Source organism: Cyclobacterium amurskyense, from assembly GCF_001050135.1.
In the GTDB taxonomy this organism is placed as follows: domain Bacteria; phylum Bacteroidota; class Bacteroidia; order Cytophagales; family Cyclobacteriaceae; genus Cyclobacterium; species Cyclobacterium amurskyense.
Genome location: NZ_CP012040.1, coordinates 1147250 through 1162963 on the forward strand (window position 1 = coordinate 1147250; position 15714 = coordinate 1162963).

The following is a 15714-nucleotide window of genomic DNA, read 5'->3' on the forward strand; positions in this document are numbered from 1 at the left end:
GTTATCCTGAAGTGATTTAATCTATCAAAAATTAAAGTAGAAAGATAAAAGCATCCCCACTGTCTTTATCACTAGAAATTAACGAAATGTACCTGAACAAAATCACCCACTGAAGTGCAATTGTGAATTATTAAACTAATTCTCTCAAGACATCGGACCCTGTTAAGCCAATTTAATAAGCTTTGTTTTCTATTTTCAAGAGCTCTTCATCGTCCCTTGTAAAAGCTATTTCCTGATGAAAATTTCTCAATCGAATATCCTTAGGTACTTTCTTGTATTGCTCCCTTACCCATTCAACCGCCTGTTCACTCAATAAGGATAATTTTACAGGAACTACGCCATCGTTTACCATTTCCAAATGCTTTGCGACACCTTTAGAGAGGTCTATTACTCTTTTCGAACTCTTAGGCAAGCGATCATTGATTCGAACAATTGCCTCTAAACCATTCTGTTGGTTGGTCACTTTCACCAAGGTCCCAAATGGCAGGTGTTTGTGTGCTGCTGTGAACTCCCACATATCGTAAACTTCACCATTAGCCGTTTTTCGATTATGAAAACGTGTTCCATAAAAACTTGCAATTCCTTCCTGAATAACCAAAAGAGAATCTGGGGAAGTAAAAGGGGACTGGGCAAATAGAAGACTTTCAAAGCCCAAGGTAGCAACAAGGCATAATGCCAAAATTCTTTTCATACTAAATTTACTCACAACAATTATTCCAATTGACTCAGACTGACTGATTTTCAATCGATTCGGTAGATATAAACGCCAAAACCAGGAGTTACCTTAAAACCCACAGTAGATAAAAACACTAAATGGGGATAGTAAATCAATAGAAAACAACATCCCAATTAGCTTAATATCTATTTCATAACAATTTCAGGAAACTAAGCGAAACGGTACTTGATAGAGGCCTACCCATTCAACTTGGATTCATTACTCTATAAAATTGACCCCAAAATTAAGGAAATGTCCTTGTCCTCCCCTGTCTTTAACGTAAATTTATCCGAGCTTACTTCGAACTAAGAAATAGTTTTGGCCCAAAATGGCCAAATGAATTAATAAATAGGATAAAAATTATGCTCCCAATACCTGGATAATATTGCCTAGGAATCTTTTTGGCTATTACTGACACAATACCATCACAGGGTTGATCAATTCATATTTAGAGATTAGAGCTTAAATAAAAATGCAAATTAAAATATTACATACAGCTGACTGGCATTTGGGGAAGAGACTTCAGGAGGCTTCCAGGCTTGAGGAACAAAAGCTTGTACTTGAAGAAATCACAGAAATCGCTAATTCTGAAGACGTAGACTTGGTGCTGATTGCCGGGGATATTTTCGATGGATTTAACCCCAGTCATGAGGCCATCGAATTATTGTACAAGACACTTCGTAAGCTCTCGAAAAATGGGCAAAGGCCTATAGTAGCAATTTCAGGAAACCACGATAGCACCCAATTTATAGAAGCACCGGACCCATTGGCAAGGGAGATGGGTATCTTCTTTTATAGTAGGTACGACAGCATAATCCCAACAGGAAAGCTTGACAGTGGTGTGGAAGTTGTCGCTTCGGACAAAGGTTTTGTCTCATTAAAATTACCTCATCTGGATTTCCCAGTACGCATATTATTGGCACCTTATGCCAACGAAGTATCTCTTCGCACCTACTTGGGAGAGGGAGATAGAGAAAATGAGCTCAGAAAGGTGTTGGAAGAAAAATGGACGGGACTAGCTAAGCAATACTGTGACACAAAAGGTTTGAATTTATTTCTGGGTCATTTTTTCTTTGTAAAGGAAGGAACAACACCTGAAAAAGAACCTGAAAGCGAGCGTCCGATATTACACGTAGGAGGTACTCAGGCTTTGTACACCTCCAATATACCTTCACAAATCCAATATGCAGCATTGGGTCATTTGCACAGGTACCATGCTACCACCAAAAGTCCATTTCCAGTGGTGTATTCAAGTTCTCCTTTAGCTTATTCATTTAGTGAAGCTGGTCAGGAAAAACAAGTAGTTCTCATTACTGGTGAACCCAACAAACCCGTAGATTACAAGCCAATCCCTCTTAAGCAAGGGCGAAAACTTGAACGAAAAAAATTCAACGAACTGGATACAGCTTTAAAATGGCTGGAGGAAAACCCCAATTGTTTCGTTGAATTAACTTATGAAACGGAAAACTCCATAGATGCGGCTACTAGAAAAAGCCTTCTCCAAGCTCACGATGGCATTATCAACCTTATTCCTTATATCAAAAACCTGACTGAGGATGCTAATGACGAGTTGCAGGTAGAGGATTTGGACAAAGACATGAATAGCTTGTTTAACATGTATTATAAAAGCGAAAAAGGACAATTGCCAAATGAAGAACTGATGTCCATTTTTAGAGAAATACTTAGTCAAGACAATAAAATATGATTCCATTAAAGCTTTCAATTAAAGGACTGTACTCCTACAAGGAAGAACAAATCATTGATTTTGAAAAACTTACTGCTGCAGGAATGTTTGGGATTTTCGGAGCAGTTGGCAGTGGTAAATCTTCCATTTTGGAAGCAATACTATTGGCATTGTATGGCAGTACAGAAAGGCTTTCTGACAGGGGGGAGAAAAACAGCATGGTCAACCTTCAGAGCAATCATTTACTGATCAACTTTGAATTTAGTGCTGGCAAAAACAATAGTCAGCATTTCCTGGCCAGGTATTCGGTAAAGCGAAACGCTAAAAATTTCAATGAAATCAAGCCTGCAGAACACACATTTTATCTAATAGAAGGAGGAGAAACAACCCCAATACAGCAAAATGCCGAAGCTATCATCGGCATGAAAAAGGAGCATTTCAAACAAACGGTAATTATCCCTCAAGGTAAATTCAGGGAATTTATAGACCTCACTCCTGGTCCCAGGGCAGAAATGATGAAGGAATTGTTTGGCCTAGAACGTTTTGATTTATCGGCCAAAACAGGTGGTTTATTGAAGGTAGTAAAGAACGAACTGATTCGATTAGAAACACAATTGGAAGGATTAGGTGATACTTCTGAGGAGATTTTAAAAGAGAAATTTAAATTAAGAGAGGAATTCAAAGAGGCAGGAAAAAAAGCAAGTGAAAACTTAGACAAAACCAGTCTTCAGCTACAGTCCCTTGAGGCCTTGAAAAAGAAGCACCTGCAGTTCATAGATTTTCAATCCAAATGGGATGCTCTTCAATCTCGCACACAGGAGATGGAAGAGAAAAAGAAAGAGCTAAAGGCCTATACTCAAGCAAACAACTACCTGCGCCCAATATGGAACCAGATAAAGGATTGTCAACTGGAATTGGAAAAAGCCTCCACGGGTATAGTCAATTGCAATAGGTTTAAAGAGGCCTATTCTGATGATATCCGCAAATTAGAACTTCAGGAAAGAGAACTAAGAGAAAAAGCAGAAAAAAGACCATTAAGAGAGGCCAAGATCCGAGATCTAAAAAAAGTATTGGAGCTTCAGGTCATCATAAAAGACCTTGAAGACGCAAAAAACAAGGTTTCTTCGATTAAGCCAAGCCTTATTGAAAACCAGGGAAAATTAGCAGCAATAGAAAAACAGCTCTCTTCACTTGAAGAAGAACTGGATAATAGCAGAAGCCAGGCCACAAGTACGCAGCTGGCAAAGCTCACCGGTGACATTAAGGATTGGAGTAACCTTTCGGAAAACAAAAACAACCTTGAGCTGTCCTTAGCCCAGATCAATAAAGAAATTCAGTCCATAAAAGAGCGTGAAGAAGAAATCACCTCAGGAATCCCTAGTCAGTTTGAGAACTTAGATAGTTGGTACAATTGGGAGAATGAGCAACTCAAATCATTAGAGGCAGGGAAAGAACAATTGATTGAGAACAAAGCATTGCAAGCACATGTCAAAAGTTTAAAGACAGGTGAACCCTGTCCTCTTTGTGGTTCTGTTCATCACCCTATGCCGCTTAGCACAGACGAAACTGAAGAAAAAGTAGCCGAATTCAAGCAACGGCTTATAGCCTCAAAGCAGACTATCGATAAAATTCAAAAACTTTCCCGTCAACTCTACGATCAAAACTTACAAAAAACAAATCAAGTCAAACTTTACACTGAGAAGGAACAGGATTTAAAAACTTTAAATATTGAATTCTCTTCCCTTAAAAACGATCTAATGGCAGACGGCCTTAAGGACCTCGATGCCTTAAAAGAAAGGTTCAAAAAGCTTAAAGGTCAAATAGAAAAAGAAGAATCCTTACAAAAGTCTGCCAGAGAATATAGAAAGCAACTGGAGAGCTTAAGGCTTCAAATAGAAAATGGTCAACAGCAACTGAAGGTAGGCGAGCAACAAACAATAGAACTAACCAGCAGATTAAAAGCAAAAGAGGAGGAAATAAGCGACAAAAACTTCAGCAATGGATACATGCAATCCTCCACTGAAACCATCAAACAAACAATAGCCACTGTCCTAAAAGACATTGAGGACACAGCTAATTTATTGGATGGAAAACAAAAAGTCCTGAAAGATAAGCGCAACGATGAAACCACTAACCTTGCTAACCTGGAGAATTTCAAAAACAACAAAGAAGAGGCTGTTTTGAAGCTAGAAACTTTAAACAGTAAATACGATGAATTGAAAACCAAGCTAGGTCAAACCGACCAAAAACTACTCGACAAACTTTTCAATAGCAACCTGGATGAGGAGAAGTTTGACCGGGAGATTAGAGAGTATGAAAAAGAATGTTCTATCGTACAATCCCATTTGAGCTCATTAGAAGCAGAAGAGGGAGTTAAGAACTTTGACCAGGCACATTTCAATTTACTTCAGGAAGAGTTTGATTCAAAGAAAGCCGAGCTAGATGCTATCAATAAAAAAACGATAAATCTGGACCGTGATATTTCTGAGCTAAAAGAAAAACTAGAAACAAAGAAGGACTTGGCCAAGCTACTTGATGCCATGGAAAACAGGGCCACAAATTTAAAAGAATTGGAGCAACTGTTTAAAGGCAGTGGGTTTGTGAAGTATGTAAGCAGTATTTACCTTAAGGAATTGTGCAACACGGCAAATAAAAGATTTACCCAATTGACCAAAAATAGCCTAAGACTGGAAATAGATGCCAACAATACCTTTTGGGTGGTAGATTACCTGAATGAAGGAAAGAAGCGATTGTTAAAAACCTTGTCTGGAGGCCAAACTTTTCAAGCATCATTGTGTTTGGCATTGGCCTTGGCTGAAAAAGTAAAATCCCTCAACCAGGCTGATCAAAGCTTCTTCTTTCTAGATGAAGGTTTTGGGGCCTTGGACAGAAAATCGCTTCGTATAGTATTTGAAACCTTAAAGGCTCTAAGACATGAAAACAGAATTGTGGGTATAATCAGTCATGTTGAAGAACTACAGCAGGAAATCGAAGTTTTCGCCAATATTGTTTTAGACGCTGAAAAAGGCAGTCAGGTCATGTACAGTTATCAATAAAAGCAAAAAGCATCCCTGAAAAACAGGGATGCTCAAATTATAATCAAGGTTGTAAATAAATTTACACCTTCGCTTTTTCTGCTTTCTTTAATCTCAAAATAAAATCACTGAGTACATTCATGTAATTTATAAACGCTTCATATGGGCTCTCGTAAGGGCTAAAATAAGCGTGAATATCTCCGTCGGAGAAAAATTTCGTACACATATAATAGAAATGATCACTGGTCTGCAAGTAGCGCCAGTCCTTATAGATATCAGGATCATTTGCGTTTTTAACTTGCTTTTCCAATTCGAAAAGCCTGTCAAAAGCCTCATCCTGAAGATCATTGCCTAACCAAGCGGTCAAATCTCGCTCTTCATCAGCCCATGAAATAGGAATAGGCACATCTATTTGTCCTACTGGGGAGGCATTCCCTATTACTTCAGACGGGGTAGAAAAATTGAAATCTGTCTGGCTAAGAATTGCTTCAGGAAGGTTTCTCATAAAATCAAAAATCCCTGTCTCTTTCCATTGGTGTTCACCGAATGTTTCATAATCCATAAACAGGTTAATGACTTCATCCTCCTTTGGTACCTGGTTTATCCAGCCGATAAATTTATCAGTAGTAAGTGGGTAGTCTGTCCATGTTTTTTCTCCAAACCTAAAAGCGATATCATCACTTAATCTGAAATTTTTAAGCAAAACCTTCAGTTTAGGTTCTATTGCATTTACATATACAAAATTGGGGCTTTTCCAGCCAAGGATATGTTTGGCGCCTTCTGAAAGGATGCCTTCAAAGCCCATATCAGCTACCATTTTCCCAATATCATCTGAATAAATCAACTCAGTATTCCTAAACACTTTTGGTTTGTACCCATTAAAGTGATGTTGAATTTTTTCCTGATGCAGACTTACCATGTCTTTAAACTCAGTTTCACTTTTAAGTGCACAAAGTGAGTGCCCATAGGTTTCGTTGAGTAATTCAACATGACCAGTAGCTACCAGCTCCTGAAAGCTATGCAATACTTCCGGCGCATAAGCCTCCATCTGGTCGAGAACAGTCCCAGACAACGAAAAGCATACCTTAAACTTACCATCATATTTCCTGATCAATTCCAACAACAGTTGGTTCATCGGAAGGTAACATTTTTTAGCTACCTTATTCATGATGTTTCTGTTCGAGTAATCATCCCAATAATCATGATCGTCCCCAATTTCAAAAAAGCGATAGGGTTTCAATCTGAAGGGTTGATGTACTTGAAAATAAAAACAAATGGTTCTCATATTCTATTGGTTAACGGTTTGCTTATAAATACCTATTACCTTCTCGGCAACGTGCTCCCATTTGAGCCTTTTTAATTCTTCTCTTCCCATTTCCTTAAACATTTTGGAGATACCATTGTAATGCAAGAGTGCAAATATGGCATCCGCCATGGCATCAGTGTCCCAAAAATCTACTTTTACAGCATTTTGTAGAACCTCCGCTACTCCTGACTGTTTGGAAATGATTACTGGTGTATTGTGTCTTACGGCTTCCAAGGGGGATATACCAAAAGGCTCTGAAACAGAAGGCATAACATACACATCACTCAGGGCAAACATTGTATCTACATCATCCCCTTTAAGAAATCCAGTAAAATGAAATTTTGTACCTATCCTCAACTCCGCGACTCTTTGAATCATACGATTCAAAAGGTCTCCTGACCCTGCCATCACAAACCGGACGTTATCATCCTTTTGGATTACTTTTGCCGCTGCCTCCACAAAATACTCAGGTCCTTTCTGGAAAGTTATCCTTCCTAAAAAGGTGACTATTTTTTCAGGTACTTTTTTAACAACATTTGACTTAATAATACTGGCATCCAATACAGCATTGTGAACCACTGTAACTTTCTCTTCAGGAATGCCATACTTAGAGACAATGGTATTTTTTGTAAGCTGGCTTACAGCGATAATTTTATCTGCCGCTTCCATCCCTGCCTTTTCAATATCATAAACCCTTTGGTTAACGGTTTGCCCTGATCGGTCAAACTCTGTGGCATGAACATGAGCTATCATTGGTTTACCACTTATCTGCTTGGCAGCTATGCCTGCAGGAAATGAAAGCCAATCATGGGCATGAATCAAATCAAACTTTTTATTCTTAGCGATTTGCGCAGCTACCAAAGCATAACGGGACACCTCTAAGATAAGGTCTTTACCGTATTTGCCACTAAAACTAAACTTATTAGCAAGCACACTGGATTCGAGTTCATCCTGATCTTTTAAAAGACGCTCGGTGTGGTTATGATATTCCTCTGGGCTTAGATAAGGCACAAGAAAAGAGCTTACTTCAAGGTAGGTGAGGCTTTTCCATATATCCCGAAAACGACGTTCCCGATAATCTATTTCAACTTCACTCGCATTTACAAATTCAGCCAATGGATCTTCATCCCCCCATAACTTTGGGACAACAAAAATCAGGTCTTGTTTGTGGTGGTCCATTCCTTTCACCAAACCGTAGCAGGCAGTACCTAAGCCACCGGAAATATGAGGAGGAAATTCCCAACCAAACATTAATACTTTCATATATGGTCCCTTTACAAGTTGTTGATTAAATATTTCATCCTTAACAATTCACCTACACTCCAAGCTTGTGATATGGCTCCTTTTGGCCTATGAGGAGGGTCACCTTCATAAATCTCTGCTATCGTTCCTATCCCATATTGTGTCATCACCTCATCAAAGCTACTGATCATATTTTCCACCAGTTTCTTGCCTTGCTTTCCATGTAGTTTCAAATACCCTTCAGCAAAATGGCCCAATAACCAAGGCCATGCTGTCCCCTGATGATAGGCATTGTCCCTTTCATATTGATCACCTTTATAATAGCCTTTGTATCTTGGATCACTAGGAGCCAAGGTTCTAAGCCCCCTGTGAGTGAATAAATTAGTTTTCACTATTTCTAAAACTTTGTCCTTATGCTCATCGCTCAATGGACTATAGGGCAAAGAGGTAGCGAAGACCATATTTGGTCTTATGGACCAATCTTTTTCTTCACCATCTATGACATCTGCCAGGTATCCCTTCTTTTCAGACCAAAAGCCCTCCACAAAGGACACTGCTACTTTGTCTGCTAACTCACGAATAGATTCATCACCTGTCATTTCATGGTAAAAGCACAAAGCATTGTACCACAAGGCATTGATTTCCACTGGACAACCAATTCTTGGTGTCACAGGACCATCTTTGGTTACCGCATCCATCCATGTCAGGCCAACACCTTCTATACCTCCACTTATAAGACCATTTTCTTTAACATGAATTTTGAATTCGGTTCCTTTAATAAAACCATCAATAATTCCTTTGCACTTGTCTATGTATTTTGACTGTATGGTTTCCTTGTCTCCTGTAAAGATAATGTACTGCTGAAGCGACCAGAAAAACCACAATGGCGCATCAATTGAGTTCATATTAGTCAATACTCCACTCCCCACATTTGGGAACATGGCTCCCTTTAAATCTTTGGACATAGAGTCCATGACATCTAAAAAGGTTTGATTGTCTCCCATTGTCAGGGTCAAACCGGGCAAAGCGATAAAGGTATCTCTTCCCCACCAGCCAAACCAAGGATATCCTGCTATCACACGTGTCTCCCCATCTCTTCTACTTATAAACTGTCCTGCAGAATTTTTTAAGCAGTTTTCGAAATTATCTCTGGGAATCCTTCTCTTTATTTCTTCATTAAATTTAGTATGAAGTTTACCTGTATCAGCAACTTTTAATCCTGCGGAAAAGACCACCGAGTCCCCTTTCTTCATATCAAACTCAAAATACCCGGGTACATAGAGGTCTTCTTGGTAATCATAACCACGTTCTATTTCTCGAATGTATTCGATATTATAAAACCAATTTGGCACAGGAACGAAATCGTTGCCAATTGAAACCTGAAGAGACAAAGGGTCATAGGCATCATAAAGCTGTACCTGAACCCCATTGTCAATTTTTTTAATTTTCTTATTTACATACGTATTGGCCTTTGAAAGAGCATGGTAGCCCCTAAAGGCAAGAAATGGGTTAATTCTTAACTTGGTAGGAATAATTGCTTCGACCATGGTATACCTGATCATTACCCGGTCTTCCGTTGAATCTAAAATAATTTCCTTATCTAAAATCACTCCTCCTACCCTGTAAGTAAGTTTGGGTATGGGTTCAGAATCAAAATCTTCAAGGTATTTATGGCCTCGAGGAGAATAGGTTCCTGGATATTTATTGATGCCCAAATTAAAGACAGCGTCTTTTTGAACAATGGTTTCATGCACATTAGAAAGCAGTACATGCAACTGCCCATCTATTTGAGGTTGTGGGGCGACCAAAAGTCCATGATACTTTCGGGTATTGCAGCCGATAATCGTTGTACTCGTATAGCAACCCAATGGGTTGGATCGTATTATCTCCTTATCTAAAGAATAATTAAGGTTGATGAGTTGAGTCTTATCGAAGTGTATATAGCTCATTTAAACAAAAGTTTGAGGTTTTTATAAAAATACTTTAATACTTCGTAAAGAAAAATATTTGACTTAAAAACTAGAGTAAATAAGTTAAATGATAGCTAAGGAGCGAAAATTTGAGCAAAAAAAAAGAACTCAACCAGAGTTCTTTCGGAATTAAATATTTTTAACTACTTATTAGGCACTTTCCTTTTGAATTTTCTCAAAATTCCTGATTGATTCCTCAAATTTAATCATGTACATCTGAACGTGGTTTAGATTAACATACCTGATTTGGGGAATTTTTTTTGAAGGCTGAAGTAACTTAAACATGATCTACTAAAATTAAATGAATCTATAATAAACGCTAATCAAATAACATGCCATTAATTAAAGATAGCGTTTTCAATACGAACAAATTGCAGACACTCCTTAAGGCATATCCTAACTTACTGTTTTTCAATCATTCAAAGGTAAAAAATAATCGCTTTTCATCTATTTGTATTCACCTTAAAACGGATTTTATGGATTAACAAATAACAGGCTTTGGCTATAAAAAAAACAACCCTCCCTAATAAAAGGGAGGGCTTGAGGGTGAAAGACCGGTTTCGAACCGGCGACCTCTGGATCCACAAACCAGCGCTCTAACCAGCTGAGCTACAATCACCATTTTTAACATTTTCTGATTCTTTTATCAGATAGGAATGCAAAGGTAATATCCTTTTTTCAGTCACGCAATAGATTAGCCCACATTTCTTGAAAATTTAAGTCTTCTTCCGTTTATTTCTTCGTTAAACACTCCGTTTTCATAGGCCAAATGTCCGGACACAATGGTGTGAGTGACTTTTGATCGGAAGGTTTGTCCTTCAAAAGGAGACCAACCGCACTTAGATAACACATTGTCTCTCTTTACTTCCCATGGGGAGTCCAAGTCTACCAACACTAAATCCGCAAAATAACCTTCCCTTAAATACCCGCGTTTTTCAATCTCAAACAGTATGGCTACATTATGGCTTGTTTTTTCTACAATTTTTTCCAAGCTAATCTTTCCATCATGGTACATTTCCAGTAAAGCAGGCAATCCATGCTGTAAAAGTGGACCTCCAGATGGTGCTTTGAGATAAGACTGTTCTTTTTCTTCAATAGTATGAGGGGCATGATCTGTAGCAATAACATCAATATTCCCTTCCAATACGCCTTTTACAATTAATGCCCTATCCTCTGAAGTTTTGATCGCTGGATTCCATTTAATAAAATTCCCTTTCGTTTTGTAATCTTCTTCAGAAAACCACAAATGATGGATACAGGCTTCTGCTGTAATTCTTTTTTCTGAAAGAGGTAGACTATTATCAAATAAAGCAACTTCCTTACCAGTACTTATATGCAATACATGAAGTTTGGTCCCAAACGTCTTAGCCATTTCAACGACAGTTTTTGATGCATCATAGCAGGCTTCTTCAGTTCTGATCTTAGGATGAAGCTTGGCAGGGATATTCTCACCATATTCTTTCTTATAGCGCTCCAGGTTAGCTTTAATTATATTGTCATTCTCACTATGGGTAGCTATCAAAATAGGGCATTCTTTGAATATAGCCTCCAGACTGTCCGGGTTATCCACTAACATGTTCCCTGTAGAGGAACCTTGGAAAACCTTTACTCCACAGACATTTGCAGCATCTACACTTTTAATGGTTTCTATATTGGTATTGGTAGCCCCCAAATAAAAAGAGTAATTTGCTAGAGATCTTTGTGCTGCAATTGAATATTTTTCTTCCAGAAGTTCATGTGTTGTACTTTGTGGAATCGTGTTAGGCATTTCCATAAAGCTGGTAACACCTCCCGACACGGCTGTTTTACTTTCTGTATAGATCTCTGCCTTATGGGTCAACCCTGGTTCTCTGAAATGAACTTGATCATCAATCAATCCTGGCAAAAGGTATTTCCCATTGGCATTTATCTCTATATCTGCCTCCTTACCTGAGAGATCTCCACCAACTGAATAAATCAAGCCCTCCTTTATATACACATCACCAGGTATAATCTTACCTTCATTTACTATATTTGCATCACGTATAAGTATTCTTTTCATAGCATTTGTTTTTAATGGGTGGGTGCATGGGTCGAAACACCTCTTAAAATTTCCCTAAATTTATAAAATCATGTCCGATCAGCTATCATCTTTTGATAATTTTAAACTTAACAACCAACTTTTGAACGCTGTGAAGGAAATAGGTTATGAAAAACCTACTCCCATTCAGCAGAAAGCCATACCCTTGGCCTTGGCAGGACATGATATTTTAGGTATTGCTCAAACAGGCACAGGAAAGACTGCAGCTTATGTACTGCCTTTGCTCTATAAGGTAAAGTACGCACAAGGTCATCATCCTAGAGCGCTGATAATGGCGCCAACCCGAGAGCTCGTTATGCAAATCGAAGAAGCCATAATGGAGTTTGGAAAATACACCGACCTGAGATATGTATGCCTTTATGGAGGCCTTGGCCCAAAACCGCAAATAGAAAAGCTTAAGGAAGGCGTAGATATAATCATCGCTACACCAGGCAGATTCAATGACCTTTATCAAAAAGGCGAAATATATACCAGAGACATTAAAACAATGGTTTTGGATGAAGCCGACAAGATGCTAGACATGGGTTTTCTTCCCCAAATAAAGGCCATTCTTGAGATCATCCCAGTCAAACGTCAAAATCTTTTATTTTCAGCAACATTTAGCCAGCGAGTAGAAAATCTCTCTCATGAATTCTTAGAATTTCCTGAGAGAGTAGAAGTAGCTCCTCAAGCTACAACAGCTGAAACCATCGCACAAATAAAATATTTCGTTCCCAATATCAGGACCAAGTTAAGCTTGCTTGAAGGACTGGTCATGGAAGAGGATTTTGAAAGGGGCATAATTTTTACCAAGTCTCGTAAAAATGCAGATACCGTACACAATTACCTACAAGGTCATCATTCAGGAACAATCCGGGTTATTCACGCCAATAAAGGCCAGAATACACGAATAAACAGCATGGACGACTTCAAAAAAGGAGAAGTCAAAATCCTTGTAGCTACCGATGTAGCCGCCAGGGGTCTTGATGTAAGTATGGTGAGTCATGTTATCAATTTTGACGTTCCTTTGATATATGAGGATTATGTCCACCGAATAGGACGAACAGGAAGAGCTGAAAATGTTGGCAAGGCGGCCACCTTTATCAATCCTGCCGAAGCATTTCACTTCGAGAAAATAGAAACGATCATAAGAATGCTAGTGCCTGAAGAACCAATCCCTGCAGACGTTTCCATACATGAAACTCCTTTCGAAGAAAAACAGGGGTATGAAAGAGAAATAGACAAGCAGAAAAGAGGCGATGACCCTGACTTCAAAGGGGCTTTTCATGAAAAAAAGGGGTATGCCAAACCCTTTAAGGAAAAGGAAGAGAAGCGAGGCAATAAAAACAGTAAAGCCAAAAGGAACAGAAATCAAATGAAGAAAAAAAGCAAGCATAAAAAGTAACAGCTGAATTAAATCCAGCCGTTTACTTTTTATGCTTGCCATTTACTGTAACTGTATTCCTACAATATATTTTTTTCAGTTACTTTATTATTGGTGGAAAGTCTGTGAAATAAACCCAAGTACCTCCGGAAGGGATGCTCTCCAATAAGTCCAATTATGAGCTCCGTCACGAATTCTGAATTCATGAGGTATTTCCTTTTTCTTCATTGCTATATGCACTAGGCTGTTTCCTTCATAAAGAAAATCATCATCTCCACAATCAAAAAACCATTTTACTGATTTAATCTTTTCAATATCAATAACTTCTAACTGTCTTAAAGCCTGATGCTTGTCAAAATATACTTTTAATTGTCCTTTATCCTTTACTTCTCCCTCATATCTTTTAACAAAATCATCAAACGAAGTATTTCTCAATGAGGCACTAAGTGGACAGGCAGAGGAGAACAAATCCGGCCGATGCATTGCATAGAAATAGGTGCCACCACCACCCATTGACAAGCCAGATATGGCTCTGTATTTTTTCACACTTTTGATACGGTATTGTGATTCTACATAAGGCATTAATTCTTCAAAAAAGAAATCCTCATAACGCCATTCGTTTTTTATATCATTAAAATAACCTCTCTGACCAGTATTGGCATCTGGCATAACAATGATCATTGGGGTAGCTGTTCCATCTTCAAAAGCCTTGTCTGCGATCCGTTGCACCTCACCAAATTGAACCCATCCTGTTTGGTCATCTCCTGCCCCATGTAATAAATAAAGCACTGGGTAGGATCGCTGGGAATACTCATAACCCGGTGGTAAATAGATAGCAAACTTTCTCTCCATACCAAGAATCTTGCTATCCATCGTTAAGGCATCAAACACCCTACTCTCCTGAGCAAACAGACCTGACAGTGTGACAAAAAACAATGGCAAAAGAATACGTATAATTTTCATTGTTGTTTTTATTTAGTTTTGGGGGAGGAAATAAAGCATTCACCTATTCAACATCCCTTTGTTAACACCTCTAATAATTTGTAATTAAAAAAGTCTTTTGCTATTTAAACGAATTTACGAATACTCATCATATAGCCTAAATGTAGGCCTTCGTGGAAATTATTGAAAACAATAGCATCTTCTACAGAACTCAGATGAAAACCGGTTTTGGTAGTTCGCTCATGAAAAGAAATGAACTTCCCACTATTATAATCTGATTCTGTTTGGGCTATTAAATCAATTAACAGCTTTTTCATTTCCATTATTTCCTCAGCCCCTACAGGCTTGTCAGGCTTTGTTCCAATCCCATATTTACCGAACATCTCATCGGAAACATGAGCTTCTAGCCCTGTACTTTTGTAAACTAGCCCTTGTTGGGCGACAATTACATGCCCAATATTCCACACAAGGTTATTGTTAAAACCCTCTGGAATTTTATTTAATTGTTCCACAGTATAACCTTCTAGGAATTTCAGGTATAGACTCCTGCTGGTCTTCCAGGTTTTAAATGTTGCTTTCATTAATAATCATAATAGTTGGAAAAGCTTTTCATCTCCTGACACATCATTTGCTCCAATTTTATCAGGCTATTTAAAGCAATAAACAAAAAAAGTCAGGCCGTCAATCGTTTAATCTTTTGGAGGACTAATCATAATATGAGCCCTGTGAGTACCAGGGTTCATTATCCAAGGCATTCCTGGCACATCAGGCTTTAAAGCCAATCCAGTACTTTCCTGAGTGGCCCAAGGAATATAAACCACATACCTGAGATAGGTATTGTCCACTTTTCCTTTGCTGGCATCAAAATCAGACTTTTCAGCGGATAGCACATAAAGAGAGGAAGGGGCAGATGGCATTTCCAATTTTCCGCTCTTGGCTTCTTCTTCACGAATATCGAATATTTGCTTAAAATTCTTCCCTTCCTTTTTCAACTCCCTGCCTCTTTCCATAAAAGGCTCAAGGGCTTCATGGTAACAGGATACGCTAAAGCCATCTGAGTTTGGATCATCCGCAATACAAATCATCCCATTACTACCTTCCCTTAATACTGCCCAGTCCCCACTACTATCGTAGCCATATACTTTAGCATCTTTCCTGAATTCATCAGGGGCAGCCAAAACCGCAGTTTTTATTTGAGTAGATTTATCAGGAATTTGTTGCGCATTTACCTTTCCTAATAGGCAAACTACAAAAAGACTAAGGAATATTTTTTTCATGATCATCGCTACTGTTTCAGGATATAAATAATTAATCAATATACTCAATCTTTTGATTTCATTGAAAAATTATCCAGAAAACCTTTAACCCGGATTATGT

Annotated in this window: 11 protein-coding genes and 1 tRNA gene; 3 read left to right on the forward strand and 9 right to left on the reverse strand. The window is 38.4% G+C overall.

The window, feature by feature from the left end; all coding sequences use genetic code 11:
• Positions 1-172: 172 nt before the first annotated feature.
• A complete protein-coding gene (locus CA2015_RS04555) occupies positions 173-691 on the reverse strand; it encodes a septal ring lytic transglycosylase RlpA family protein (RefSeq protein WP_048640830.1) in 519 nt (172 codons plus the stop codon).
• Positions 692-1187: 496 nt separating this feature from the next.
• Between CA2015_RS04555 and CA2015_RS04560 the strand changes: the two genes are divergently transcribed.
• Positions 1188-2420 (forward strand): metallophosphoesterase family protein, encoded by a 1233-nt coding sequence (locus CA2015_RS04560; protein ID WP_205749802.1) that lies wholly within the window; start codon positions 1188-1190, stop codon positions 2418-2420.
• Positions 2417-5455 (forward strand): SbcC/MukB-like Walker B domain-containing protein, encoded by a 3039-nt coding sequence (locus tag CA2015_RS04565; RefSeq protein WP_048640831.1) that lies wholly within the window; start codon positions 2417-2419, stop codon positions 5453-5455. The genes CA2015_RS04560 and CA2015_RS04565 overlap by 4 nt, the downstream gene beginning before the upstream one ends.
• A 61-nt stretch (positions 5456-5516) precedes the next feature.
• Here CA2015_RS04565 and CA2015_RS04570 read toward each other — a convergent pair whose 3' ends face one another.
• The 5 genes from CA2015_RS04570 to CA2015_RS04590 form a co-directional block, all read right to left on the reverse strand.
• Positions 5517-6719 (reverse strand): glycoside hydrolase family 57 protein, encoded by a 1203-nt coding sequence (locus tag CA2015_RS04570; RefSeq protein WP_048640832.1) that lies wholly within the window; start codon positions 6717-6719, stop codon positions 5517-5519.
• Positions 6720-6722: 3 nt separating this feature from the next.
• Positions 6723-8003 carry a glycosyltransferase family 4 protein gene (locus tag CA2015_RS04575; RefSeq protein WP_048640833.1) on the reverse strand — a complete coding sequence of 427 codons (1281 nt, stop codon included), beginning with the start codon at positions 8001-8003 and terminating at the stop codon, positions 6723-6725.
• Between the two features lie 11 nt (positions 8004-8014).
• Positions 8015-9931, reverse strand: coding sequence for an amylo-alpha-1,6-glucosidase (locus tag CA2015_RS04580; RefSeq protein ID WP_048640834.1), 1917 nt, complete (start codon positions 9929-9931; stop codon positions 8015-8017).
• Between the two features lie 565 nt (positions 9932-10496).
• A tRNA-His gene (locus CA2015_RS04585) sits at positions 10497-10572 on the reverse strand.
• Positions 10573-10646: 74 nt separating this feature from the next.
• On the reverse strand, positions 10647-11993 hold the full coding sequence (locus CA2015_RS04590) for a dihydroorotase (RefSeq protein ID WP_048640835.1): 1347 nt from the start codon (positions 11991-11993) through the stop codon (positions 10647-10649).
• Positions 11994-12063: 70 nt separating this feature from the next.
• Between CA2015_RS04590 and CA2015_RS04595 the strand changes: the two genes are divergently transcribed.
• The gene (locus CA2015_RS04595) at positions 12064-13416 is read left to right on the forward strand and encodes a DEAD/DEAH box helicase (protein ID WP_048640836.1); all 1353 of its coding nucleotides are present in this window, start codon (positions 12064-12066) and stop codon (positions 13414-13416) included.
• Positions 13417-13503: 87 nt separating this feature from the next.
• On the opposite strand, the gene CA2015_RS04600 is transcribed toward CA2015_RS04595, so the two are convergent.
• The 3 genes from CA2015_RS04600 to CA2015_RS04610 all read right to left on the reverse strand — a co-directional run bounded on the left by CA2015_RS04600 (position 13504) and on the right by CA2015_RS04610 (position 15614).
• Positions 13504-14358 (reverse strand): alpha/beta hydrolase, encoded by an 855-nt coding sequence (locus CA2015_RS04600; RefSeq protein WP_048640837.1) that lies wholly within the window; start codon positions 14356-14358, stop codon positions 13504-13506.
• Positions 14359-14462: 104 nt separating this feature from the next.
• On the reverse strand, positions 14463-14918 hold the full coding sequence (locus CA2015_RS04605; RefSeq protein ID WP_048640838.1) for a DinB family protein: 456 nt from the start codon (positions 14916-14918) through the stop codon (positions 14463-14465).
• Between the two features lie 108 nt (positions 14919-15026).
• Entirely contained in the window at positions 15027-15614 is a 588-nt protein-coding gene (locus tag CA2015_RS04610) for a hypothetical protein (protein WP_048644355.1), read from the reverse strand.
• Positions 15615-15714 lie beyond the last annotated feature (100 nt).